Below are 25,452 nucleotides of genomic sequence, written 5' to 3' on the forward strand. Positions count from 1 at the left end.
TCCTGTATAATACAATTTGAAAGAAAATCTATGGTTAGACAAGAGAACACTCCTTTCGGTTTTGCTCACTGAAAGGGGTGTTTTTTTACGTCGCCAAAAACTCTGCTGTACTCGTTACATTTGCGTATACTCCATTTAAACTCGCCAAAATTGTATTATGAATATAAACAGCTGGTATAGTAGCATTCTTAAATGAAAGATCTTTTGTAGCACAAGCATCGTGTATTAGGGTACAGTGAAGGCCAAAATCAAAAGCAGCCCTTACCGTAGCATCAATACACATATGGGTCATCATCCCGCATATTACGACGTGCTCAATTCCTGAACGTTGTAATCGTTCTAGAAGATCAGTTTCTCGAAAGCTATTTGGATAATGTTTAAGGATAACGGTTTCCTCTCTAAGTGGACGGACATTTTCATGAATATGGACACCTTCTGTATTGGGTAGGAAAAAAGTAGCGTTATCTTTTATAGCTACATGCTGGATATGAAAAATAGGTTCGTTTCTTATTCTAAAATGTTGCAGTAGCTGATTAGCATATTCACTTGCTTCTACTGGATTACGTAATTCCATCTTTCCATTTGGAAAATAATCATTTTGAATATCGACGAGCAAAAGGGCTGTTTTCATATATTCATCTTCCTCCGAGTTTCATATTCAAATAATGTTATTCAATTCATAGAGAGGATTCTCCTTTTAAAAAATATGAGGGAGGAGAATTTAACATAATATTGTATTGTAATTTTTTATTTGAAAATTTCAATAGAGAAATAATTAATATTTTTCCGAAAAATGTATTGACTCTTATTATTCTGAGTTCTATAATGAGAATTAATTAAATGACAATTAAATCGATACACTCTTATCCAGAGAGGTGGAGGGACTGGCCCTACGATACCTCAGCAACGGGTTTTTTAATACCGTGCTAATTCCAGCAAGCTTAAAGTAAGCTTGGAAGATGAGAAGATGTGAACGAGTACATATAAGTGCTCTCCTTCTTATCTTTTACAAGTGATAAGAAGGAGAGCACTTTTTATTTTACCTCGAAAGCTCTACTTCAAGTTTTACAGCATATAGGAGGGAAGAAAATGATTTCTTTTAACAATATAAGTAAAGTATATGAATCAGGTGGGCAATTTGTTCATGCAGTGGAGGATGTAACGCTATCAGTTGAAAAGGGAGAAATTTTTGGCATTATCGGATTTAGTGGTGCTGGAAAGAGTACGTTATTACGTTTAGTAAACATGCTAGAGAGACCAACTGAGGGAACGATTTCAATAGATGATAAAGATATTACATCATTATCGACGAAAGAATTAAGGAAGCTAAGACAAAGAATCGGGATGATTTTTCAAAGTTTTAATTTATTTAATTCAAGAACAGTGTTTGGGAATATTGCTTATCCATTAAGGTTAGCGAAAGTATCAAAGAATGAAATAAAAGAAAGAGTAAATGAACTGCTGAAGTTTGTAGGATTAGAAGATAAAGCAAACTATTATCCAGAGCAACTATCAGGTGGTCAAAAGCAACGTGTTGGTATTGCTAGGGCACTTGCAACATCGCCAGATATTCTTATATGTGATGAGGCAACATCAGCTTTAGATCCAGAAACGACGACAGAGATATTAAACTTATTAAAGAAAGTAAATCGAGAATACAATGTAACGATTCTTCTTATTACACATGAAATGCACGTGGTGAAAGAAATTTGTCACCGTGTAGCTGTAATGGAGAAGGGGAAAGTTATTGAAGAAGGGAAACTATTTGACGTTTTCACACAACCAAAAACAAAAACAACTCAAAACTTTGTACGTTCTGTTATTAATGATCACTTACCGGAAAGTGTGCTAGCGAAAATTCAAAACGGAGGTCAGATTTACCGCTTAACGTTTACTGGTGAGGAGACAGGACAGCCTGTACTATCATATATTGCGAAAAATTATAACGTTGATGTAAATGTTCTTTACGGAAATATTATTGAACTCCAAAATGTTTTATTTGGAAATCTTCTAGTAGAACTACAAGGTGAACAAAGAGAGATTCAAAAAGCATTACAACATCTAAGACTGCAAGTGCAGCTGAAGGAGGTAGAAGCTCATGCGAGTTGATTGGAGTATATTTTGGCCTCGCATATTAGATGCGACGGGGGATACCCTCTTAATGGTAATTGTAACTCTTATATTTGCTACAATTCTCGGTATACCTCTAGGTTTACTGTTGTATGTAACGAGAAAAGGAAACTTTTTAGAAAATAAATGGGTCTTTTCTATTCTTAATATCATAATTAATACAATTCGTCCGGTTCCATTCATTATCTTTTTAGTAGCTTTAAGCCCACTAACAAGAAGTGTTATCGGAACGACGATTGGAACAGCAGCAGCAATCTTCCCAATGACGTTAGTTGCATCAATTGGTATTGCTAGAATGGTTGAAACAAATCTGGTTTCTGTTCCGAAAGGGGTAATTGAAGCAGCGCAAGCAATGGGAGCTTCACCAATTAGAATTGTTTTTGAAATTCTTGTGCCAGAAGCGTTAGCGCCATTAATCTTGGGTGTTACGTTTATGACAGTTGGTTTAATTGAATTTTCTGCAGTTGCTGGGCTTGTCGGTGGTGGCGGTCTTGGTGACTTAGCAATGACATATGGTTATCAACGTTTTGATACGTCAGTTATGTTTGTAACGGTTGTTTTACTTATTATTCTCGTACAAATAGCTCAAAATTTAGGAAACTACTTTGCAAAAGTCTTTTTACGTAGATCATAAAAAGGAAGAGGGGAAAAGAAAATGAAGAAAATTTTAGCATTTGCATTATCAGCGATCGTAGGAATTACAGCTTTAAGCGGCTGCTCAGGTGGAGATACGGGTGCAGGAGCGAAAGAGAAAGTAGTTCGCGTCGGTGTAACTGGAACAGATGGAGACGCTTGGGAAATTTTGAAGAAAAAAGCTGAAAAAGAAGGGATTAAAATTAAACTGGTTGAGTTCTCTGATTACACAACGCCAAATAAAGCGTTAGCTGATGGAGATATTGAATTAAACTCATTCCAGCATATCGCTTTCTTAGAGCAATTTAAAAAGGAGCATAAGTTAGATATTACAGCTGTCGGTACAACGCAAATTGCACCAATGGGCTTATACTCTGAAAAATATAAGAAAGCAAATGAAATCCCAGATGGTTCAGAAATTGCTATTCCAAATGATCCAACGAACCAAGCACGCGCATTAAAACTTCTTGATGCAGCTGGATTATTAAAGCTTAAGAAAGATTTCGGCCTATTTGGGGATCCAAGTGGTATCGCTGAAAATCCGAAGAAGCTAAAGATTACACCGGTTATCGCACAGCAAACACCTCGTGTATTAAAAGATGTAGCAGCTTCAGTTATTAATAATGGTGTTGCTGGTCAAGCTGGATTAGATCCAGCGAAGGATCCTATTTTCTTAGAAGATCCAAAGAATGAAAATGCGAAACCTTATATTAATATTTTCGCAGCTCGTACGAAAGACAAAGATGATCCAACGCTGAAAAAAGTAATTGAATTGTATCATTCAAAAGAAGTAACAGATGCAATTAAGAAAGAAACGAATGATGGTTCAATTTCAGTAGATCTTTCACTTGAGGAGCTTGAAAAAATCGTAAAATAATTATTGGGTTTAACGACTAACAGTAGGAACCCCTCCGCTGTTAGCTCGTTCAACATAGAATCTACTTAACAAACAAAACCCTAATTCTGTACCTTCCAATTTTGTATAACATAGAATCCAATGTTTGTTAAGTAGAGTGATGGACCAGGAGTTTTCCTGGTCTTTTTTTTATTAATGAAAATAGCTAGCAAATAGTAAGGTAATCCAAGTTATAACGGGATAAGAAAATAAGCTGAAAAGGAGTGTAATTACGAATTGCTTTTTATGAATGAAGTATTTTTCGGATAACAAGAAGAAAATAGAAAAGATGACAATGAAAACGGCTGATATTACCCCAGGATTATAAGAACGATAAATGAAATACAAGATAATATGCTGAACGGCGTTAAAGAAGATACAGCTCTGTATAAAAAGGATCAAGTAAATAGAAGATATGATGCTTAATTGATATAGAATGACTATGATTAAGACGAAGGTTGTTAATATGGAAATTGCAATGAAAAATTGTTTGTTAGTTATAAAATGGATTGAAAATCGATTAGCGATATATTGTGGCATTCGGAAAGCTTCTTCGAGGTTATGAAAAAAGAATAGAAGGGGGATTAGCCAGATTATATTAGTGGTGAAATGTCTTGTTGAAGATGTTTTAATCAACTTATATCAGCTCCAATAAAGGGATAGAAAGCCTATAAGAAAAGGCTTTCTACAAGGGTATAGTTATTCAATTATGATGCTTTTTAAATTACTCTCAGGTTGCGGTTGTTCTTCCGCATAAGAGGAGAGCTCCTCTTGCAAAATATTTAGTGCTTGCTTAGCTGATTGCTGAATCGGATTCGGTAGCTCTTCTAATATACGCATACCGACTTTTATTTTTGTACGAATTATTCTTCTTAGTAGCTCCTCATGCATGCACTACACCTCCAAACCGAATGTTTAGTACATCTTCTTCAAACTTCGCTCCTTGAATAGAAAGGTGTGTTAATGTTTTTGGTAATGTGATGTTCCGTTTAACAGAACCAGCTCGAATAATAAGTTCATCACCTTTTTGATTTAATGAAAGTTCACTTTTGTTTGAGAAGGGAATGGATAGAACGAAAATATACTCATCGCCATCTTTTTTCACATATTGTGTGCGGCCATTAAATTTCACTTCAGTAGGAGAAGGGTCTGATTTAAATAAAGCATTTCCTACACGCTCTAACATAGGTAAACCAACAACTTCTTGTTCAAACATGGGAGCTTCGTAAATAGGAAGTGGCTGAAAACTATCTTTAATTAACGCCTTATATTTCTTTTGTGTATCTTTCCATGCCTGAAAGTAAGGGTCGGTAACAGTGTTAGGGATGACGCGGTTAATCATAATGGCATCAACGTTATAATCGTATAAGTTTAAATACGTAAAGCTGCGCTGAGCTTCTTTAATGACCATTTTTTCAGGATTTACAACGATGCGGATACTTGTTACCTCTCGGTTTGATAAAATATCTCTCATTTCTCCAAGCTGTTCAAGTGTATTTGTTAATTCGTCCATAATATCATCGGTTGGAAGGGGGACACCAAGAAGTGGTTGAGCTACAGGACGAACAACTTTTAAAATCTTCCTTTTAATAGGAAAGAGTTTTTCCATCCACCAGCCGAGCATGTCTGGAAAGCTAAGCATTGCTAAAGTTTCTCCAGTCGGTGCGCAATCAATAATGATGACGTCGTAAGTGTTGTTTTTATAGTAATCGAGTACTCGAAGTAAGCTAATTAAATCTTCCATACCAGGGAACATCGTTAATTCTTCTGTTGTAATATCATCAGCTGCTTTGGAAGTGAAGAGTAGTGTAATATATTTCTGCAATTTCCCCCAGCCTTTTTCCATTTCATAAATCGTATTAATCTCTTGTGCCCATAAATTTTTACGAATTTCTAATGGCTCAGAAGATAGTTTTATGCCAAATGAATCTCCTAAGCTATGAGCAGGATCTGTACTCATTACTAATGTTTTTAATCCTTGTTTTGCACTTTGGATTGCTGTTGCTGCTGAAATGCTAGTTTTTCCTACGCCGCCTTTACCTGTATACAGAATAATTCTCATCATTAATATCCCCTTTGTTTCGAATATCGAATATTACGAGTGTCGAAATATTTAATTGAATAAAAACCCAACTAGGGTCTTATTCAATCGGAATGTTTTTCATTTTAGGTGTAGAAACCTTTTCTTCTGTTTTTTGCTGTGACGTAGCAATGTGATTCATGATCTTTTGGAATATTTGTAGTAAGAATGCTTTTTCTTCTTCTGACAATGCGTCTGTCACTAGGCTAAAGTAATGGGCTGCATTTTGTTTTACTTCTTGAACGAGCATTACGCCGTTTTCTGTTAAGCGAATTAATACAATACGTCGATCGCTTTCATTCCGGTAGCGCTCAATATACCCCTTTTTTACAAGACGGTTTACAACGCCTGTCGTTGTACTCATCGGTATATCAAGAAGGTCGGCGATTTTTGTCATTGTAATATCTGTATTGCGCTCCATCCAAAGTAAACAAAATACTTCTGTTTTAGAAAGTGTTAAATCAAGGCTTACCCATTCTTCAGGATAGAAAAGTTTCTTGGCGTTATCTAGCAGTAAGTCTAAAAAATGTTCATATTGCAGCAATTATTTCCACTCCCGTATATTTCGAGGTTCGTAATATTTGTTTTTATTTTATGTGGAATTGAAATAAATGTCAATAATTTTAACTGTTTTTTCAGATTAGACAGAAATCTATCTTTAAAATAATATTTTTTTATGATAGATTTATAAATAGCAAAATAGAATTTACATAAAAATCCATCATGATAAATATATTTATCTATAATGGGTGTATAGCTAACGAGGGGGAGAACGATGAGAAGACGAAATACGCAAGCGTTCACGTTTTTAGCATGGACTTCATTTGTTTGCGCGCTTTCAGGTATGCTAATTGGGATTTATACGTTAGATGAAACGCTTAGTGTAAAAGGATACTATTTAATTGGAACATTATTTTTAACAATGTCTTGTTTTGTGTTACAAAAAACAATTCGTGATAATGAAGAGGATAACGAGAGATTTCCAAAAAATAAACCGTTAGATAAAGAGTAAATCGTAAAGAAAGGCATTTGCCTTTCTTTTTTTATGTAAAAATACCGTAAGTGCCGTGTGTTGACTTGCTTGAAGTACTGAAAATTTGGTATCATCAATAGTATTGTAGATTGAACGATATATTATGGAGGTGGCCTAGCCGTGTCAAGAATTTCCGTTGAGAATGTAAAGCACGTAGCACATTTAGCACGTCTTGCAATTACTGATCAAGAAGCAGAAAAATTCCAAAAACAACTAGATGCAATTGTTACATTTGCAGAACAGTTAAATGAATTAGATACAACTGATGTAAAACCAACAACTCACGTATTAACTATGAAAAATGTTATGCGTGAAGATGTACCAGAAAAAGGTTTACCAGTAGAAGAAGTATTAAAAAATGCACCGGATCACAAAGATAATCAAATCCGTGTTCCAGCAGTATTAGAATAGAGGAGGGAATTTCGATGTCATTATTTGATCATTCGGTATCAGAGTTACATAAGAAATTAAACAACAAAGAAATTTCCGTTACGGATTTAGTAGAAGAATCTTACAAACGTATTTCGGATGTTGAAGATAACGTAAAAGCTTTTCTTACATTAGATGAAGAAAATGCACGCGCGAAAGCGAAAGAATTAGATGCAAAGATTGGTGCTGAGGATAATGGCTTATTATTCGGTATGCCAATCGGTGTAAAAGATAACATTGTAACTAACGGTCTTCGTACAACTTGTGCGAGCAAAATGTTAGCAAATTTCGATCCAATTTACGATGCGACAGTTGTACAAAAGCTAAAAGCTGCTGACACAGTTACAATCGGTAAATTAAATATGGACGAGTTCGCAATGGGTTCTTCAAATGAAAACTCAGGTTTCTACGCTACGAAAAACCCATGGAACTTAGATTACGTTCCAGGCGGATCTAGTGGTGGTTCTGCAGCAGCTGTAGCAGCAGGAGAAGTATTATTCTCTCTAGGTTCTGATACGGGTGGTTCTATCCGTCAGCCAGCTGCATATTGCGGCGTTGTAGGTTTAAAACCAACTTACGGACGCGTATCTCGTTACGGATTAGTAGCATTCGCATCTTCACTTGACCAAATCGGACCGATTACGCGTACAGTAGAAGACAATGCATACTTATTACAAGCTATTTCAGGTATTGATCGTATGGATGCAACTTCTGCAAACGTTGAAGTTGGAAACTACTTAGCTGGTTTAACAGGCGACGTTAAAGGTTTACGCATTGCTGTACCGAAAGAATACTTAGGCGAAGGTGTTGGCGAAGAAGCTCGTGAGTCAGTACTAGCTGCGTTAAAAGTGTTAGAAGGTATGGGCGCAACTTGGGAGGAAGTATCTCTTCCACACTCTAAATACGCTCTAGCAACGTATTACTTATTATCTTCTTCTGAAGCATCTGCTAACCTTTCACGCTTTGATGGCGTACGTTACGGTGTTCGTTCTGATAATGTAAATAACTTATTAGATCTTTACAAAAACACACGTAGCGAAGGTTTCGGAGATGAAGTAAAACGTCGTATTATGCTTGGTACATTTGCTCTTAGCTCTGGTTACTATGATGCATATTACAAAAAAGCACAACAAGTACGTACATTAATTAAAAACGACTTTGAAAATGTATTTGCTAACTATGATGTTATTATCGGACCAACAACGCCAACTCCGGCATTTAAAGTGGGCGAAAAAGTGGACGATCCAATGACAATGTATGCAAATGACATTTTAACAATCCCAGTAAACTTAGCGGGTGTTCCAGCGATTTCTATCCCATGTGGATTCGGTGCTAACAACATGCCACTTGGTCTACAAATCATTGGTAAACACTTCGATGAATCGACAATTTACCGCGTTGCACATGCGTTTGAGCAAGCAACAGACTATCATACAAAAAAAGCAAGTCTGTAAGGAGGCGAGCATAGATGAATTTAGAAACAATTATTGGTTTAGAGGTTCACGTTGAGTTAAAAACAAATTCGAAAATTTTCTCTGCGAGTCCAACAGAATTCGGAGCGGAGCCAAATACACAAACAAGTGTAATTGACTTAGGATACCCAGGGGTACTTCCTACTTTAAATAAAGAAGCAGTTAACTTTGCAATGAAAGCTGCAATGGCATTAAACTGTGAAATCGCAACGGAAACGAAGTTCGACCGTAAAAACTATTTCTACCCAGATAATCCGAAAGCTTACCAAATCTCTCAATTTGATAAGCCGATTGGTGAAAATGGTTGGATTGAAATCGAAGTAGACGGTAAAAAGAAACGTATCGGTATTACACGTCTTCATTTAGAAGAAGATGCTGGTAAATCAACGCATACAGCTGATGGTTCATTAGTAGACTACAACCGTCAAGGTATGCCTTTAATCGAGATCGTATCTGAGCCAGATATGCGTACTCCAGAAGAAGCATATGCATACTTAGAGAAGTTAAAATCAATCATTCAATATACAGGCGTATCTGATTGTAAGATGGAAGAAGGTTCTCTTCGTTGTGATGCGAATATTTCACTTCGTCCTGTTGGACAAGAGAAATTCGGTACAAAAGCAGAACTGAAAAACTTAAACTCATTCACTTACGTACAAAAAGGTCTTGAGCATGAGCAAGTGCGCCAAGAAAAAGAATTATTATCTGGTGGTATCATCCAACAAGAAACACGTCGTTATGATGAAGCAACGAAGAAAACAATCTTAATGCGTGTGAAAGAAGGATCTGACGATTACCGTTACTTCCCAGAGCCAGACTTAGTTGAACTTTACATCGATGATGAGTGGAAAGAAGAAATTCGTGCTTCGATTCCAGAACTTCCAGATGCACGTAAAGCTCGCTATGTTGCAGAAATTGGCTTGCCAGCTTATGATGCACACGTATTAACATTAACGAAAGAGATGTCTGATTTCTTTGAAGCAGCAATTGAAGATGGAGCAGATGCGAAATTAACATCAAACTGGTTAATGGGTGAAGTGCTTGCATACTTAAACAAACAGCAAAAAGAATTAAAAGACGTTGCATTAACGCCTGCTGGTTTATCTAAAATGGTTCAATTAATTGAAAAAGGTACAATTTCTTCTAAAATCGCGAAGAAAGTATTTAACGAATTAATTGAAAAAGGTGGAGACCCAGAAGAAATCGTTAAAGCGAAAGGTCTTGTTCAAATTTCTGACGAAGGTACACTTCGTAAGGTTGTAACAGAAATTCTTGATAATAATGAGCAATCTATCGAAGACTTTAAAAACGGTAAAGACCGTGCAATTGGCTTCTTAGTTGGTCAAATTATGAAAGCGACAAAAGGACAAGCTAACCCACCGCTTGTTAACAAAATCTTACTTGAAGAGATTAATAAGCGATAAAAATAAAAGAGGAATTCTTATTTTTGAGCGCTAAAATAGTATAGATTCTTAAAGATTAAACAGAAAAAACACCCGTATTTGGGTGTTTTTTCTGAGTTAATCAAACGTTTGTTTAAATGGTGAAAAATAATTTAAATAAACGTTTGATTAACTGTCAAAAGTGAAAAAATGTTTGTATAGCAACTATGGTATGATAGTTGCAAAAAGGTGGGAATAATGATAAATCTAGACATAGAGGTTTTTTTCATCTCATGAAATAATAGATAATTATTATTCGTTATATGTAAATTGTTGTGAGGAAATAGATGGACATAAATTTTTTTGTCAAATAAAGCAAAACCATTATGAGAGAATGTTACTTATGATGGACTACACGAATCGGGTTCTTACTGCCTGTTTGAGCGGGATAAAAGAAGGATAGGAAGATGAGAGGAGGTAGGCATAGGGATACTGAATAAGGGTTCGGTGTATTCTTTTTTCAATGAATAAAGAATTTCCTGTGCTAATACATGATGAAGCGAGCAAGGATTATTTATAACCCTACTTCTGGACGCGAGTTATTTAAGAAGAGCTTACCAGAAGTATTACAAAAATTAGAACAAGCTGGATATGAAGCATCTTGTCATGCGACAACTGGTCCTGGAGATGCAACTGTGGCGGCGAGGCAAGCTGCGGATCGTAAGTTTGATGTTGTTATCGCAGCTGGTGGTGATGGTACGTTAAATGAAGTGGTGAACGGTTTAGTAGGACATGAACATCGTCCAAAGTTTGGAATTATTCCAGTTGGAACGACAAATGATTTTGCGCGTGCGATCGGTGTACCTCGTGCTATTGAAGAGGCTGCGGATATTATTTGTGAAGGGAAAACAGTTCCGTTAGATCTTGGTAGAGCGAATGATACATATTTCATTAATATCGCTGGTGGCGGCCGTATTACAGAATTAACATATGAAGTGCCAAGTAAGCTGAAAACGGTATTAGGTCAACTTGCTTACTATTTAAAAGGAATCGAAATGTTACCATCATTACATCCAACATATGTTGAAATCGAGTATGATGGGAAGTTACTACAAGAAGAAATTACGATGTTTTTAATTACAAATACTCGTTCAGTTGGTGGATTTGAAAAGGTAGCACCATATGCGTCTATTAACGATGGGTTATTTGATTTATTAGTGCTGAAAAAAGGTTCTATCGCTGATTTAATTAAAGCAGCAACACAAGCGCAGCGTGGGGAACATATTAACAATCCAAAAGTGCTATATACACAAGCGAATCGAATTAAAGTGCATTCACCAGATAAACTAATGATTAATTTAGATGGTGAATATGGTGGAGATGCACCGATGGAATTCGAAAATATATATCATTGTCTGGAACTATTTGTTCCTGAACATCAAGAGGATGCCCTGTAAAGGCATCTTTTTTTTGCTTTTATCTCACTATTTGCGAGTAATAAGACTCTCTCGCTGATTAAAGTTTCACTTTATACAGATGAATTGTAAATTGGAAGTTAGTTTGATTTTCATGGTATTTTTACAAACCGTTTATTTTATATCCATATTTTATTGATAAACTAGAAGAGATAAGAAATGAGAGGTAGGATGCTATGGAGAAGGTAAAAGCAATATTATTTGATAAAGATGGGACATTAATGGATTTTCATTCAATTTGGATAAAAGTAGCAGAAGAGCTTGTAGCTGAATGTATAAATTTATATCAATTACCAGAATCAATGCAGCAGGTTATATTAAAAGAGATTGGCGTGGACGGAGCAGTCGTTCATCCGCATAGTGCGCTAGCAGCAGGAACGAGCCTTGATGTAGCGAAGGGGATTTGTAAATATATCGTATCATCTAGAGAAGAAGAGATGCATGAATGGGTAAGTGAAAAATTGTTTTCTCTTATGTATGAGCATCGAGAACATATGAGAATGACGGCAGATTTACCAAAAATTTTACAAGTATTAAAGGATAGAGGGTTTATTTTAGGTGTCGTCACAGCTGATGATTTTGCACCGACAGAATTATTTTTAAAGCAGTATCAATTAGAGCCCTTTTTTGATTGTGTCATAGCCTCAGATACGTTTCCGGCACAGAAACCAGATAAAAGAATTGTAGAATCGTTTTGTGAGAGATTTAATTTAGAAACATATGAAGTAGCGGTCGTCGGGGATACACCGACGGATTTACATTTAGCGAAAAATGGTGGCGACTGCTATGCAATTGGCGTACTATCTGGTACGGGTGATCGTCAAACGTTAGAACCACTTGCAGATTTAGTGTTACAATCTGTTGAAGATTTAATTTCTCATTCAAGTGAGTTTATTTGGAAACAAGGAAAGTCTAATGTATAAACGGATAAGTCTATAAAGACTCTTTATGAGTCTTTATAGACTTATTTTTTATGCCGCGATATTAAGAGAATGGGATGAATACTAGAAAGGGGAAGTTGGCATACATCTTGCAATATAAAGAGAAAACATTGTATAGAAAAGGATGGGGTACACAATGAACACAAAAAAATTTGCTAAAGTAAATGAACAAATTCCAGGACCGAAAGCAGCGTCTTTATTAGAACGCCGCCAAAATATAGTACCAAAAGGAGTAAGTAATGGTATTCCAACATTCGTACAGTCTGCAGATGGAGCTCTTGTAACAGATGTTGATGGTAATCAGTACATTGATTTTGCAGGAGCGATAGGGACAATTAACGTAGGACATTGTCATCCAGCTGTTAAAGAAGCACTTCATAAACAAGTAGATCAATATATTCATACGGGATTTAATGTCATGATGTATGAGCCATATATTGAATTAGCGGAAAAGCTTGCTGCATTAGCGCCAGGAAGTTTTGATAAACAAGTCCTGTTTTTAAACAGTGGTGCAGAAGCAGTTGAGAATGCGGTGAAAATCGCTCGTAAATATACGAAGAGACCTGGGATTATCGCATTTTCTAAAGGGTTTCACGGGCGTACATTAATGACAATGACGATGACAAGTAAAGTAAAACCATATAAATTTGGATTTGGCCCATTTGCTCCAGAAGTATATAAAGCGCCATTCCCATATGAATACCGTCGTCCAGAAGGATTAACAGAAGAGCAGTATGATGATTTTATCATTGAAGAGTTTAAAAACTTCTTCATATCAGAAGTAGCACCAGAAACAATTGCAGCTGTTGTAATGGAACCTGTTCAAGGGGAAGGTGGATTTATCGTTCCAAGTAAGAAATTTGTTCAAGAAGTACGCAGCATTTGTTCAGAGCACGGTATTTTATTTGTAGCGGATGAAATTCAAACAGGCTTTAGTCGTACCGGAAAATACTTTGCAATTGATCATTATGATGTCGTTCCAGATTTAATTACGGTTTCTAAATCATTAGGTGCTGGTGTACCGATTAGTGGTGTTATTGGCCGTAAAGAAATTATGAATGAGTCTGCACCGGGAGAACTGGGCGGAACGTATGCAGGAAGCCCACTAGGATGTGCGGCTGCATTAGCAGTACTTGATGTAATAGAAAAAGAGAATTTAAATGATAGAGCGATAGAAGTAGGAAAAGTCGTAATGAGCCGATTCGAAGAGATGAAAAATAAATATAATTGCATTGGTGATGTGCGCGGTTTAGGAGCAATGTGTGCATTTGAGCTCGTTCAAGATCGTAAGACGAAAGCGCCTGACAAAACATTGGCAGCTAATTTATGTGCGGAAGCAAATAAACGCGGATTACTTCTACTATCAGCAGGAACATATGGAAATGTTATTCGTGTGTTAATGCCATTAGTTATTACAGATGCGCAGCTAGAGGAAGGTTTAACAATAATTGAAGAATCATTGCAAGCTTGTTATGAGCAAGCAAACATCGCTCGTGTTTAAAAACTAAATTATAAATCGCAAACATTCTAGCTTACTCTATATAAAATGCAGAAAATTCACTTTATAATAAAGGTAGTAAAGTGAATCGATGGATATGAAGTAGGGAGTGGCTAGGATGGTTGCAGAAAAGGAACGAGTGTTGATGGATTTACAAGATGTATTTGAATATGCATTTGACGAAATTTTTGTTACAGATGATAAAGGAATCGTTGTGCGTGTAAATAGTATGTGTGAAAGACATTACCAGCTCTCTGCTAAGGAATTAGTAGGAAAGCATGTAAAAGAACTACAAAAAGAAGGGATTTTTTATCCGTCTGCAACGTTAGAAGTAATTGAAAAGAAAAGGCCAGTTGAACTTGTTCAAACAACGAAATCAGGAGAGTATTTGCATGTTCGTACAAGACCTGTTTTTGATGATGAGGGAAATTTAAGAAGAGTGATTAGTTATTCCCGAGATCTTACAGAACTCTATCAATTACGTCAAAAGGTAGAGGAAATGGATAATCAGTTAAAAACATATAAAAAGGAATTAAGAGAAACATATGAACACGAAGGACTTATTTTTAAAAGTATCGCTATGCAAAAAATAGTCGAAACAATCAAAAAAGTATCTGTGGTGGATAGCACTGTTCTCGTATTAGGTGAGACGGGAGTAGGAAAAAGCCGATTAGTACGCCATTTGCATGAAGTAAGTCACCGGAAGAATGAAAGTTTCTATGAAATTAATTGTGCGGCATTGCCGACGAATTTAATTGAATCAGAGCTTTTTGGATATTCAGGTGGGTCTTTTACAGGGGCAAATCGTGAAGGGAAAAAGGGATTACTAGAATCAGCACATAAAGGGACCCTTTTCTTAGATGAAATTGGTGAAATGCCGCTTGAAATTCAAGCGAAGCTTTTGCAAGTATTACAGGAGAAAACATTTCGGCCGGTAGGAGGAAGAGACTTAAAAAAAGTAGACGTTCGTATAGTCGCGGCTACGAATAGAGATTTAAGTAAAATGGTAAAAGAGGGAACATTTAGGAAGGATTTGTATTACCGCCTAAATGTAATCCCAATTTCAATTCCTCCGCTTCGTGAAAGAACAGAAGATATATTACCGTTAGTCTATCATTATTTACAGCACTTTAATAAAAAGTATGGACGTGATGTGAAGCTAGCTCCTAGTACGTTACAAATGTTTGTAGGGTATTCATGGGAGGGAAATAATAGAGAGATAGAAAACGTAATCGAGAGGATTGTTATAACTGCTGACGATGTTATCACGATAGAAGATTTACCGATATCGATGCAGGAGTCTACAGTTGAGCAATCGGGTCAAAGTCTCTATAAAATGTTAGAAGAAGTGGAACGAAACATTATCTTAAAAACATACAAAACACATGGATCCAGTTATAAAGTCGCAGAATTCTTGAAAATAAGCCAATCTGCTGCTACTAGGAAAATTAAGAAGTTTATAGAGGAGGATTATATAGTTGGAGGAGAAGAAGGAACTTAAAAAAGTGCTATCACGTTTTGATGTTCTTTTCCTTGCGATAGGCGCCATGCTTGGATGGGGTTGGGTTGTACTCTCAGGGGATTGGGTTACATCGGCTGGTTCTATAGGGGCAGTTATTGCTTTCGTTATAGGAGGATTACTTGTTATTTTCGTTGGACTAACATATGCTGAACTTGCTTCTGCCATGCCGGAAACAGGCGGTGGTTTACTATATGTAAAAAAAGCATTTGGGAAAAAATCAGCATTTATCGCATCGTGGGCAATGGTACTTGGATATGTATCAGTTGTTACTTTTGAAGCTGTTGCTTTACCAACAGTGGTAGATTATATACTGCCAAATTATCAAAGTATTTATTTATGGACGATAGGAGGTTGGGATGTATACTTGACGTGGGCGATGATTGGAATGGGCGGGGCATTACTTATTACAATCATTAACTACTTTGGTGTCAAAACAGCCGCTGTATTTCAAAGTATATTTACAATATTTATTGTAGCGACGGGCATTATGCTCGTTTTTGGATCTAGTTTTAACGGGGATACAAAAAATTTAGAGCCATTTTTTATAAATGGTGCAGGCGGAGTAATGGCTGTCCTTATAATGGTTCCATTTCTGTTTGTCGGATTTGATGTAATCCCGCAAGTAGCGGAAGAAGTGAATCTTCCGTTTAAAGAAATTGGAAAACTTTTAATATTCTCTGTTGTTTGTGCGGTCGTATTCTATCTACTTATTACAGTTGGAGTTTCGATGGCATTAGATCAAAATGCACTCTTGAATACAAAATTGGCAACTGCTGATGCGATGGGAGCAGTATTTGGATCGAAAATATTTGCGAATATTTTAATCTTTGGCGGGTTAGCTGGAATTGTTACAAGTTGGAATGCTTTTATTATTGGAGGTAGTCGTGTGTTATATGCGATGGCTAAAAATGAAATGATTCCAGCTTGGTTTGGAAAAGTACATCCGAAATATAAAACACCTACTAATGCGATTATGTTCCTAGGGATGTTATCATTTTTTGCTCCGTTACTTGGAAGACCAGCACTTGTATGGATTGTAAATGCAGGTGGACTTGGGATTGTTGTTTCATATTTATTAGTTAGTTTATCATTTTTAAAGTTACGCAAAACAGAACCTAATATGGCTAGACCGTTTCGCGTGAAGAATGGAAAAGTAGTCGGGAGTATAGCAGTAATATTAAGTATTGGTTTTATTTTATTGTATATGCCAGGGATGCCTGCTGCATTAATTTGGCCGTACGAATGGCTAATGGTGTTAGGCTGGACGATTTTAGGTGGTTATTTCTTTATGAGAATGCTGTTTGATAAGTATAAGAACAATTCTAATGAGAATGAAGATATAGAGGAGGAAGAAAACATTGGATAAAAAAGCGACGTTCGTAAACTTAGAGAAAAAGGCGATGTATATAAATGGTGAGTGGATTACACTGCAAGAACAAATCGAAGTAAATAATCCAGCGACAAAGGAAGTATTTGCAACTGTGCCAAAGGGCGGGATTACAGAGGCAAAGCAAGCAGTTGATGCTGCACATGAAGCTTTTAAATCATGGTCAAAATTAACTGCAGCAGATCGCGCAGTTAAGTTGAAAAAATGGTTCACACTCATTGATGAAAATAAAGAAGAAATTGCAGCAATTATGACGAGAGAACAAGGAAAGCCGTTTGCAGAAGCACTTGGTGAAGTAAATTATGCAAATAGTTTTGTTGAATGGTACGCAGAAGAAGGAAAGAGAGTATACGGTGAAATGATTCCTGCTTCTCATCCGAATAAACGTATTTTAGTTATAAAGCAACCAGTTGGGGTTATGGCAGCTATTACACCATGGAACTTCCCAGCTGCTATGATTACGAGAAAGGTAGCTCCAGCGCTTGCAGCGGGCTGTACAGCGGTTGTGAAACCAGCGAGCCAAACACCATTAACGGCATTGAAGTTAGTTGAATTAGCACATGAAGCAGATATTCCAAAAGGTGTAATAAATATTGTAACAGGTAGTGCAAAAGCAATTGCTGATACGTGGATGGAAGATGAGCGTGTTCGAAAGGTTTCCTTTACAGGATCAACTGAAATTGGGAAAGAATTAATGGCTAGCGCTGCACAAACGATGAAAAAGGTTTCACTTGAGTTAGGTGGTCATGCTCCATTTATTATTATGAATGATGCTGATTTAGATAAAGCGGTAGAAGCGGTAATCGGTTCGAAATTCCGTAACGCAGGACAAACGTGTATATGTACAAACCGCGTCTTCGTTCAAGAAGCAGTGTACGAAGAATTTGCAGGAAAGTTCACAAAAGCTGTAGAGCAGCTTAAAGTTGGGGACGGATTCGGTGAAGGAACAACTGTAGGTCCACTTATTGATGCGAATGCAATTTCGAAAGTACAAGAACATATTGAAGATGCAATTCAAAAGGGTGGAGAAGTTTTATACGGTGGCCATAAATTTGCAGAGTTAGATGGATATTTCATTCAGCCAACAGTAATTGGATTGGCAAATGACACGATGCTTTGTATGAATGAAGAAACATTTGGGCCGGTTGCACCAGTCGCTAAATTTAAAACGGTTGAAGAAGTAATCGAACGCGCAAATAATACACCATATGGCTTGGCTGCTTATATTTTCACAAAAGATATTAGTCAGGCATTCCAAATTAGCGAAGCATTAGAGTACGGAATTATCGGCTTAAATGATGGACTTCCATCAGTTGCACAAGCACCATTTGGTGGCTTTAAAGAAAGTGGTATCGGCCGTGAAGGAGGCCATTTCGGTATCGAGGAATATTTAGAAATTAAATATATTTCGTTAGGGCTATAAGTAGTATACTAGAATCTCGATAAGGTAACAGAGAAGGAGATTCTAGTATGGTATATTGGCTATTATTACTCGTAACAATTATTTTTGAAGTGGCTGGAACGATTGCGATGAAATTATCGAACGGTTTAACAAAGCCCGTTCCAAGCGTACTTATTTTCGTATTCTATGGAATTTGTTTCAGTGTGTTTGCTATCGTTGTTAAAAAGATTCATTTAAGTATTGCCTATGCAATTTGGTCTGGTGTAGGAACACTACTTATTACAATCATTAGTGTGTACTTTTTTAAAGAGCATATTAATTTATTCCAAGCATTTTGTATTCTCTTTATTGTTTTAGGAGTAATTGGACTTAAGGTTTCATCAGCATCATAAAAGGCTATCTTCCGGTGTGGAAGATAGCCTTTTATTTGTATTAAAATGCCCAGTTACCTTTACGGAAAATAGGCTCATGTCTTCCATCAGCTGTAATACCATCGATATCAAGCTCAGCTGATCCGATCATGAAGTCATTGTGTGTAATACTAGTGTTTGCTCCGTTTTCAGCAAGTTCTTCTTTAGACATTGTTTTTCCGCCAACTAAGTTGAATGCATAAGCACTTCCGATTGCAAGGTGGCAAGATGCATTTTCATCAAATAGCGTATTGTAGAATAAAATATTTGTGTTTGAAATTGGTGAGTCATGAGGTACTAAAGCCACTTCTCCTAAGAAGTGAGAACCTTCATCTGTTTCTACTAAATGTTTTAAAGACTCTTCACCAGTTTCAGCTTTGTAGTCTACGATACGTCCGTTTTCAAATGTTAACGTGAAGTGATCGATAATGTTACCTGCAAATGCTAACGGTTTTGTGCTAGATACTTGGCCGTTCACACCTGTTTTAAGTGGCATTGTAAATACTTCTTCAGTTGGAATGTTAGCCATAAATGGTACGTCCTTTTCATTTAAGCTACCAGCACCAGCCCATACATGCTTTTCTGGAAGTTCGATCGTTAAATCTGTTCCAGGGCCTGTATAGTGAAGAGCTTTATAATGCTTTTCATTTAAGTAATCTACTTTTGTATGTAGCGTTTCATCATGTTCTTTCCATGCTTCCACAGGATTCTCTAAATCAGCACGAGTAGCTTTGAAGATAGCATCCCATAGTTTAGCTTCTTGTTCCTCTGGCGCTACATCAGGGAATACTTTCGCAGCCCATTCTTTCGTAGGAACAGAAATGACACACCAGCTTACTTTGTCCGCTTGTACGTAATCACGGTATACTTTCATCGCTTCACCGGCTACTTTATGAGCAGTTGCGATACGAGTTGGTTCTACGCCTTTTAATAAATCCGGATTTTCTGCATAAATAGACATAAATGCAGCGCCTTCTTTTGCTAATTCTTCACGAGCATGTGCTTTCCAAGAAGGAAATTCAGAGAAAGCTTCTTCAGGAGCTAGATCGAACTTTAAGCGTGTTAACGTCTCATCATTCCAATCAACATATACGTGTTTTGCACCAGATTTATATGCTTTTTCTGTAACGAGGCGTACAAACTGTACAGCCTCAAGAGGTGCACTAATTGATAAAGTTTGTCCGGGTTGAATATTAACACCAACATTGACTGCAAGAGCAGCATATTTCTCTAACGTTTGTTCAAATGACATATGTATAATCTCCTTTAGTTTGAAAGATTTCTTACTATATATAATACAAGAAAATTCTAAAAATATATATAAATATAAAGTAAAAAGAGAGCTCAAAATGTATTGAGCTCTAATAGTTATTTAATCGAAGAAGCAAATTGTTCTACAGTCGTTGTATGGTGTATGCGAACACGCTTCATTTTTAACAACTCATCAGGTTCACCCTTCGTAATGAATTGTCCAGGTTTCGTTGTCGTTGCAAATTGATAGTATTTCTTTGTTTCTGCGACAACTTTATCGTCTACATGACCGAATGGATAAGCAATTGCGATAACAGGCTTACCTGTTATTTTTTCGAGCTTCTCTTTCGATCCTTTTAATTCTTCTTCATAGTTTGTAATTTTCGGCAAGTCTGCATGTGTTGCTGTGTGAGATTGTACAGAAAAAATACCTGAATCAACCATTTCTTTTATTTCAGATGTAGAAAGAGCGCCTTCTACATCAACGTTATCAACAATCATATATTCAGTTGCTGTCGGTTTGAAAGTATCATCTTTTAGCTTTTGTAAAATGCGAAATGCATTCATATTATTTTTCATACCGTCATCAAATGTAACGAAAATGGGTTTATTTACTTTATTAATATCGCCCCAACGTTCAAATGTTAATAATGTATAACCATTGTCTTTTAAATACTTCATTTGAGCTTCAAAGTTAGCAGGCGATACGAATAAATCTTTAATACCCTGCCCGTGATAATCATCAATTGCGTGGTACATGAGAACAGGTACTTTTTGCTCGAAAGTAATAGTAGATTTCGTAAGTGGAATAGCTTTTCCACCCTCTATTATTCCTGTTGCTTCAATTTGGAATTCACCGCGTTTTCCTTCAAATTCTTTTATATCAAAAGGAAGTGTAAATTGTTTCTCCTTTTCTTTAGAAGAAAAAGATTTAGTATTTTCTTTTCCATCAGCAGTACGCCAAATTTTATACTGCACTTCGGTTAAAGAATCTTTTATATCTGTTATATGAATGGCTGTGTTTGTAGATTCGTGCGTAATTGGATTATAAGAAATTTTACCTTGTGTTTGTACAGTCTCTTCTTGTTTTTTTACTTCTTGTACCTTTTTCTCTTTTGCAGGTTCTGGGCTAGCATTATTTGTGTTACAGCCTGCTAGAATGGCAGACGTACATAAAGCAATTGCTGCATATTTTCTCATGAAATCACCTTCTATTGTGTATTATGTTGCATACTTACATTAAAATCCCCACCGCTATAAGAGAGGTGGGGATATACCCTTGTTCATCATATCATTTTTAGATATGGGATAGGTTAGTGACTCTGAATAGATGTATTCTTTCGTTTTTTATTAGAATTGATAATAATATAACCGACTACAAAGATAAGAGGAATAATGAAGACATAGATAGGCATTCCCCATAAATAATAGCTTTTCATGGTCAAGACTAGTAAATGTAAGAAGTCGAAAAGGGCGTGGGCTTTCATAATATCCTCCAATATTTTTTACAAATTATAACATTTTTCGTTTGTGATTTGTATATTTTGGTAAATGTTTTAAGTTAATTTTAAAGTAAGAGAAAGGTTTATTAATATGCAATTTTGCATATATAGAGTGATTTCTATTTAAATATTAGGATTTTAGACTATAATAAGAACCGCTATAAATGTAAGCAAGAATGATGTACGGAGTGGAGAACAGAAATGAAATATAAAAAACTAGTATATATACTTTTCATATCGCTATTCATAGTCGGTTGTCAAAGTGAAGTGAGTAAAGCGAATAGTGTGGAGGAGTATATTCCATCACGCCTTATGAATGCGGAAGTTACGGCGGATATTATGACGATTGAGATGGATCGTGATACCCGTAAAAAAGTAGAGGGTATTACTAAAAAAATGAGAAATCATGTGGAAAATGATCAAGAATGGTATGTAAACTACATATCGGGGCATATAGATAAACAGGTGAAACCTTATCATCCTAATTTTGGTGTTACGGAAGAAGAATATAATTTTTTTAGAAATGCCGTTGAGAATAGTAGTTTATCTAATACAAGTGATGGGAAACTTAAATTTAAGCAAAAAAGTAACCATGAGATAGAAATTATTTCAAGTAAAAATCTGGAGCTATTTCATAATATAGTAATTGATACGGAGAAAAATATAGTGAAAACTTCGTTTGGAGAATGTCAGTATGTTGGAGAAGAGGAAACACCTTTGGAACAAAAGATAACGGGGCCCTGGCATGGCAAGCAATGGATGCTAAAAGAACAAAATTTAATTTACGTATTTTCTTTGGGGAAACTTGAAGGAGAGAATAAATCCATTATTGATATTTCAGTAAAAGGTATACATGAAGGAAAGCTTATTAGTAAAGAAGAAGTAGTTGAATTTCGTTCAGTTTCATAAAGCATCAAAAAATCACCTTACTTAAACAAGTAAGGTGATTTTTTGTTAAATAAACAATCCAGCGATTGTTGCAGATAAAATAGAAGCAAGTGTTGATGCAAATAGCATTTTCCAACCAAATTTGGATACGACGCTTCCTTGCTTTTCAGAAAGGGCACGGATTGTACCAACGATTGCACCAATTTGGCTAATACTTGCGAAGCTAATTAAGAATACAGTAACGATTCCAACTGTACGTGGATCTAATGTTGCAGCAGCGCCTTTTAAATCAAGGATTGCTACGAATTCATTTAAGACAATCTTCGTACCCATAATACCACCAGCTGGGATAATATCATGAGTTGGGATACCCATTAAGAATGCGAATGGAGCAAGTATATAACCGAAGATTTGTTGTAAAGTAACAGCATGTCCCATTGCACCTGAAGCAGCGCTGATTACGTAGTTTACAACTTCCATAACACCGATAAAGGCGATCATTAATGCGGCAACGATACCAGCTACTTTTAAACCATCAAGTGCACCGTTAATCATTGCGCCGATAAAGCTGTCTCCGAATAAACTTCTATCAAATTTTTGAATCACTTCATCTTCCTTTTTCGTATCAACTGGTGTTAATAACGAACAAACGATTAAGCTTGAGAATAAGTTTAGCGGAAGGGCTGCTAGTACATATTTCGCATCCAACATCATTACGTATGATGCTGTAACAGAAGCAGAAACTGAGCTCATCGCAGAACAACAAATGATAAACATACGGTTTTTATTGAAATGTTGTAAATCATTTTTAATAACGATTAACGCTTCACTTGAACCGAAGAATACAGAGTTTACTGCGTGGAATGATTCAACGCGTGGTAAACCAGTAATTTTTGAAATTGCACCGCCGACAACGCGAACGATGAATGGTAAAACACCTAGATAACTAAAGATTGAAAGTAGTGCTGAGAAAAATACGATAATTAATAATACATTTAAGAAAAAGACAAAATCTCTTTGAATTCCATTAAAGAGAAAATCAACACCTGTCGTACCAAGTTTAATTAGTTTGTTGAAAACTTTACCAATGAAAACAATGATTTGTTGACCAATCTTTGTGCCAAACATAAACCAACCGATTAAAATTTGAAAACCAATCATAATAGCAATTGCACGGAAGTTGATTTTACTTTTGTTGTTTGACAAAGCAAAACATAAACCTAAAACGACAAGAATGCCGATAATGCTCATTACATATTGCATGTAGTTGCCCCTTTCAGAAGTTCGTATAAAGTTTGTACATAAAACGCTCGTTATATTACTAAAAATAAAGTAATAGAGGTTTTATGTCATACGTAAGATGTCTGACCTTTTTGAAAATAAAAAATAAAAAAAGACCCCTATGGATTCACTTTCATCTATGAGAGAAAGCTAATCAATAGGAGTCTTTTTATACATAGGCTAATATTCATTAGTTTTCCCCATAGTCCAGCAATTTAAGGTTGCCGGGTAGAAACTCTCGATCCATATTATCGACTATATATGAGGTAACATCGTCCGTATTAAATTAGTAGTAGCGTAACATTACTAGAGAACTATCGTCAATAGCTTTTTTTCTTCCAATAGAAATAGACCATATAAGTATGATAAAATGTAACGCAGTGTTATGAAAAAGAGAGGTCGGAAAATGAGTACAAAAATGACGCCACCAGTTGAAAAAAACGAGTTTATAGATGTAGTGTTTGAAGATTTAACACATGATGGTGCCGGTGTTGCGAAAGTAAAGGGATATCCTATTTTCGTTAAAAACGGATTACCAGGTGAGGAAGCGCAAATTAAAATTATTAAAGTGAAGAAAAACTTCGCGTTTGGTCGTTTAATGAAGCTTCATCAAGAAAGTCCATATCGTAAAGATGCAGAATGCCCCGTGTACAACGAGTGCGGCGGTTGTCAGCTTCAGCACTTAACATATGAAGGACAATTACAAGCGAAAGAAAAACAAGTACGCGACGTTATGCAGCGCATCGGCGGACTAAGCGATGTTCCTGTTCATCCTGTACTTGGCATGAAAAACCCGTGGGTATACCGTAATAAAGCACAAGTGCCAATTGGAGAACGTGAAGGTGGACTTGTGGCTGGTTTCTATCGTCAAGGAACGCATGACATCATTAATATGGAATCATGCTTAATTCAGGCGGAAGAAAACGATACATTAATTCAAGAAGTAAAACGTATTTGTGAAAAGCACGGTATTTCGGCTTACAATGAAGAGCGTAACAAAGGAACACTTCGCCACGTAATGGCTCGCTACGGGCAAGTAACAGGGGAAATTATGCTTGTCTTCATTACTCGTACAGCAGAATTGCCGAATAAAAAAGCAATCATTGAAGAAATTGCAGCGAAATTCCCTGAAGTAAAATCGATTGTACAAAACGTAAACACGAAGCGTACAAACGTAATCTTCGGAGACACAACGACAGTACTGTACGGATCAGAATATATTTATGACTTTATCGGTGACATTAAATTTGCGATTTCAGCACGTTCATTCTATCAAGTAAACCCAGAACAAACGAAAGTGCTATACGATAAAACGTTAGAATACGCACAATTAGATGGTAACGAAACTGTAATCGACGCATACTGCGGAATCGGATCAATTTCCTTATTCCTAGCACAAAAAGCGAAAAAAGTGTACGGTGTTGAAATCGTCCCAGAAGCAATCGAAGACGCAAACCGAAACGCAGCACTAAACAACATGACAAACGCTGAATTTGGTGTAGGAGAAGCAGAAGTAGTTATTCCAAAATGGTATAAAGAAGGCGTAATCGCTGACACAATGGTCGTAGATCCACCGCGTAAAGGTTGTGATGAGGCACTACTAAACACAATCATCGATATGAAGCCAAAACGCGTCGTATACGTATCATGTAACCCAGCAACGTTAGCACGTGACTTAAAAGTACTAGAAGAAGGCGGATATAAAACGCAGGAAGTACAACCTGTTGATATGTTCCCGCATACTACTCATGTAGAGTGTGTAGCTTGGCTTAAGTTGGTATAATAGAAAAGCAGTTGATATAGAAAAAATCTATACCACCTGCTTTTTGGTTTATAAAAAT

General features: G+C 36.3%; 24 protein-coding genes and 2 riboswitches. Of the genes, 16 read left to right on the top strand and 8 right to left on the bottom strand.

The features are described from left to right. Nucleotides 1-85 precede the first annotated feature (85 nt). Nucleotides 86-631 (bottom strand): cysteine hydrolase family protein, encoded by a 546-nt coding sequence (locus BAU23_RS23540; protein WP_000844904.1) that lies wholly within the window; start codon nucleotides 629-631, stop codon nucleotides 86-88. 229 nt (nucleotides 632-860) lie between these two features. Then, nucleotides 861-966, top strand: a riboswitch (SAM riboswitch). Between the two features lie 123 nt (nucleotides 967-1,089). On the opposite strand from BAU23_RS23540, the gene BAU23_RS23550 reads away from it, so the two are divergent. Genes BAU23_RS23550 through BAU23_RS23560 form a run of 3 tightly spaced genes read left to right on the top strand, consistent with a single transcriptional unit; the run spans nucleotide 1,090 to nucleotide 3,640 of the window. Then, nucleotides 1,090-2,109, top strand: coding sequence for a methionine ABC transporter ATP-binding protein (locus tag BAU23_RS23550; protein WP_016128244.1), 1,020 nt, complete (start codon nucleotides 1,090-1,092; stop codon nucleotides 2,107-2,109). Next, nucleotides 2,099-2,764, top strand: coding sequence for a methionine ABC transporter permease (locus BAU23_RS23555; protein WP_001261864.1), 666 nt, complete (start codon nucleotides 2,099-2,101; stop codon nucleotides 2,762-2,764). Before BAU23_RS23550 ends, BAU23_RS23555 begins: the two co-directional genes overlap by 11 nt. 21 nt (nucleotides 2,765-2,785) lie before the next feature. Next, nucleotides 2,786-3,640 (top strand): MetQ/NlpA family ABC transporter substrate-binding protein, encoded by an 855-nt coding sequence (locus BAU23_RS23560; RefSeq protein WP_000721589.1) that lies wholly within the window; start codon nucleotides 2,786-2,788, stop codon nucleotides 3,638-3,640. A gap of 171 nt (nucleotides 3,641-3,811) precedes the next feature. Here BAU23_RS23560 and BAU23_RS23565 read toward each other — a convergent pair whose 3' ends face one another. From BAU23_RS23565 to BAU23_RS23580, 4 genes are all read right to left on the bottom strand, one after another. Beyond that, nucleotides 3,812-4,294 (bottom strand): HXXEE domain-containing protein, encoded by a 483-nt coding sequence (locus tag BAU23_RS23565; RefSeq protein ID WP_071735233.1) that lies wholly within the window; start codon nucleotides 4,292-4,294, stop codon nucleotides 3,812-3,814. 63 nt (nucleotides 4,295-4,357) lie between these two features. Continuing rightward, nucleotides 4,358-4,549, bottom strand: coding sequence for a DUF3926 domain-containing protein (locus BAU23_RS23570; protein WP_000544100.1), 192 nt, complete (start codon nucleotides 4,547-4,549; stop codon nucleotides 4,358-4,360). Beyond that, on the bottom strand, nucleotides 4,542-5,723 hold the full coding sequence (locus BAU23_RS23575; RefSeq protein ID WP_002074267.1) for an ArsA family ATPase: 1,182 nt from the start codon (nucleotides 5,721-5,723) through the stop codon (nucleotides 4,542-4,544). The genes BAU23_RS23570 and BAU23_RS23575 overlap by 8 nt, the downstream gene beginning before the upstream one ends. Before the next feature lie 76 nt (nucleotides 5,724-5,799). Beyond that, a complete protein-coding gene (locus BAU23_RS23580; protein WP_000942491.1) occupies nucleotides 5,800-6,282 on the bottom strand; it encodes a MarR family winged helix-turn-helix transcriptional regulator in 483 nt (160 codons plus the stop codon). Nucleotides 6,283-6,513: 231 nt separating this feature from the next. On the opposite strand from BAU23_RS23580, the gene BAU23_RS23585 reads away from it, so the two are divergent. From BAU23_RS23585 to BAU23_RS23635, 11 genes are all read left to right on the top strand, one after another. After that, nucleotides 6,514-6,750: a YiaA/YiaB family inner membrane protein gene (locus tag BAU23_RS23585; protein WP_001254393.1), complete on the top strand. Its 237-nt coding sequence runs from the start codon at nucleotides 6,514-6,516 to the stop codon at nucleotides 6,748-6,750. A 141-nt stretch (nucleotides 6,751-6,891) separates the two neighbouring features. Then, nucleotides 6,892-7,182, top strand: coding sequence for an Asp-tRNA(Asn)/Glu-tRNA(Gln) amidotransferase subunit GatC (gene gatC / locus BAU23_RS23590; protein ID WP_000086999.1), 291 nt, complete (start codon nucleotides 6,892-6,894; stop codon nucleotides 7,180-7,182). 14 nt (nucleotides 7,183-7,196) lie between these two features. Next, nucleotides 7,197-8,654 carry an Asp-tRNA(Asn)/Glu-tRNA(Gln) amidotransferase subunit GatA gene (gatA, locus tag BAU23_RS23595; RefSeq protein WP_000051452.1) on the top strand — a complete coding sequence of 486 codons (1,458 nt, stop codon included), beginning with the start codon at nucleotides 7,197-7,199 and terminating at the stop codon, nucleotides 8,652-8,654. A 14-nt stretch (nucleotides 8,655-8,668) separates the two neighbouring features. Beyond that, the gene (gene gatB, locus BAU23_RS23600; protein WP_001047688.1) at nucleotides 8,669-10,096 is read left to right on the top strand and encodes an Asp-tRNA(Asn)/Glu-tRNA(Gln) amidotransferase subunit GatB; all 1,428 of its coding nucleotides are present in this window, start codon (nucleotides 8,669-8,671) and stop codon (nucleotides 10,094-10,096) included. Between the two features lie 509 nt (nucleotides 10,097-10,605). Beyond that, on the top strand, nucleotides 10,606-11,511 hold the full coding sequence (locus BAU23_RS23605; protein ID WP_000977668.1) for a diacylglycerol kinase: 906 nt from the start codon (nucleotides 10,606-10,608) through the stop codon (nucleotides 11,509-11,511). 194 nt (nucleotides 11,512-11,705) lie between these two features. Beyond that, nucleotides 11,706-12,452 carry an HAD family hydrolase gene (locus BAU23_RS23610; protein WP_071735235.1) on the top strand — a complete coding sequence of 249 codons (747 nt, stop codon included), beginning with the start codon at nucleotides 11,706-11,708 and terminating at the stop codon, nucleotides 12,450-12,452. Between the two features lie 154 nt (nucleotides 12,453-12,606). After that, complete coding sequence (gene gabT, locus BAU23_RS23615; RefSeq protein ID WP_071735237.1) at nucleotides 12,607-13,971, top strand: 4-aminobutyrate--2-oxoglutarate transaminase; 1,365 nt, start codon at nucleotides 12,607-12,609, stop codon at nucleotides 13,969-13,971. Nucleotides 13,972-14,086: 115 nt separating this feature from the next. After that, nucleotides 14,087-15,469 carry a sigma-54 interaction domain-containing protein gene (locus BAU23_RS23620; protein ID WP_071735239.1) on the top strand — a complete coding sequence of 461 codons (1,383 nt, stop codon included), beginning with the start codon at nucleotides 14,087-14,089 and terminating at the stop codon, nucleotides 15,467-15,469. Next, on the top strand, nucleotides 15,447-16,856 hold the full coding sequence (locus BAU23_RS23625) for an APC family permease (protein WP_071735241.1): 1,410 nt from the start codon (nucleotides 15,447-15,449) through the stop codon (nucleotides 16,854-16,856). The genes BAU23_RS23620 and BAU23_RS23625 overlap by 23 nt, the downstream gene beginning before the upstream one ends. Beyond that, on the top strand, nucleotides 16,849-18,300 hold the full coding sequence (gabD, locus tag BAU23_RS23630; protein WP_000358094.1) for an NADP-dependent succinate-semialdehyde dehydrogenase: 1,452 nt from the start codon (nucleotides 16,849-16,851) through the stop codon (nucleotides 18,298-18,300). Before BAU23_RS23625 ends, gabD begins: the two co-directional genes overlap by 8 nt. A 47-nt stretch (nucleotides 18,301-18,347) precedes the next feature. Then, nucleotides 18,348-18,671: a DMT family transporter gene (locus tag BAU23_RS23635; protein ID WP_000263263.1), complete on the top strand. Its 324-nt coding sequence runs from the start codon at nucleotides 18,348-18,350 to the stop codon at nucleotides 18,669-18,671. A gap of 40 nt (nucleotides 18,672-18,711) precedes the next feature. On the opposite strand, the gene BAU23_RS23640 is transcribed toward BAU23_RS23635, so the two are convergent. Together BAU23_RS23640 and BAU23_RS23645 are read right to left on the bottom strand one after the other, a co-directional pair. Then, the gene (locus BAU23_RS23640) at nucleotides 18,712-19,941 is read right to left on the bottom strand and encodes an aminopeptidase (protein ID WP_000007375.1); all 1,230 of its coding nucleotides are present in this window, start codon (nucleotides 19,939-19,941) and stop codon (nucleotides 18,712-18,714) included. Between the two features lie 116 nt (nucleotides 19,942-20,057). Further along, nucleotides 20,058-21,140: a polysaccharide deacetylase family protein gene (locus tag BAU23_RS23645; RefSeq protein ID WP_071735245.1), complete on the bottom strand. Its 1,083-nt coding sequence runs from the start codon at nucleotides 21,138-21,140 to the stop codon at nucleotides 20,058-20,060. Between the two features lie 503 nt (nucleotides 21,141-21,643). Between BAU23_RS23645 and BAU23_RS23650 the strand changes: the two genes are divergently transcribed. Next, nucleotides 21,644-22,351 carry a hypothetical protein gene (locus tag BAU23_RS23650; protein WP_071735247.1) on the top strand — a complete coding sequence of 236 codons (708 nt, stop codon included), beginning with the start codon at nucleotides 21,644-21,646 and terminating at the stop codon, nucleotides 22,349-22,351. A gap of 45 nt (nucleotides 22,352-22,396) precedes the next feature. Here BAU23_RS23650 and BAU23_RS23655 read toward each other — a convergent pair whose 3' ends face one another. Then, nucleotides 22,397-23,593 (bottom strand): NupC/NupG family nucleoside CNT transporter, encoded by a 1,197-nt coding sequence (locus BAU23_RS23655; RefSeq protein WP_001200505.1) that lies wholly within the window; start codon nucleotides 23,591-23,593, stop codon nucleotides 22,397-22,399. 201 nt (nucleotides 23,594-23,794) lie between these two features. Then, nucleotides 23,795-23,896, bottom strand: a riboswitch (purine riboswitch). Between the two features lie 121 nt (nucleotides 23,897-24,017). On the opposite strand from BAU23_RS23655, the gene rlmD reads away from it, so the two are divergent. Further along, a complete protein-coding gene (rlmD, locus tag BAU23_RS23660; RefSeq protein ID WP_016128253.1) occupies nucleotides 24,018-25,394 on the top strand; it encodes a 23S rRNA (uracil(1939)-C(5))-methyltransferase RlmD in 1,377 nt (458 codons plus the stop codon). Nucleotides 25,395-25,452: the final 58 nt, after the last annotated feature.

Origin of the sequence: Bacillus nitratireducens (assembly GCF_001884135.1) — a bacterium.
In the GTDB taxonomy this organism is placed as follows: domain Bacteria; phylum Bacillota; class Bacilli; order Bacillales; family Bacillaceae_G; genus Bacillus_A; species Bacillus_A nitratireducens.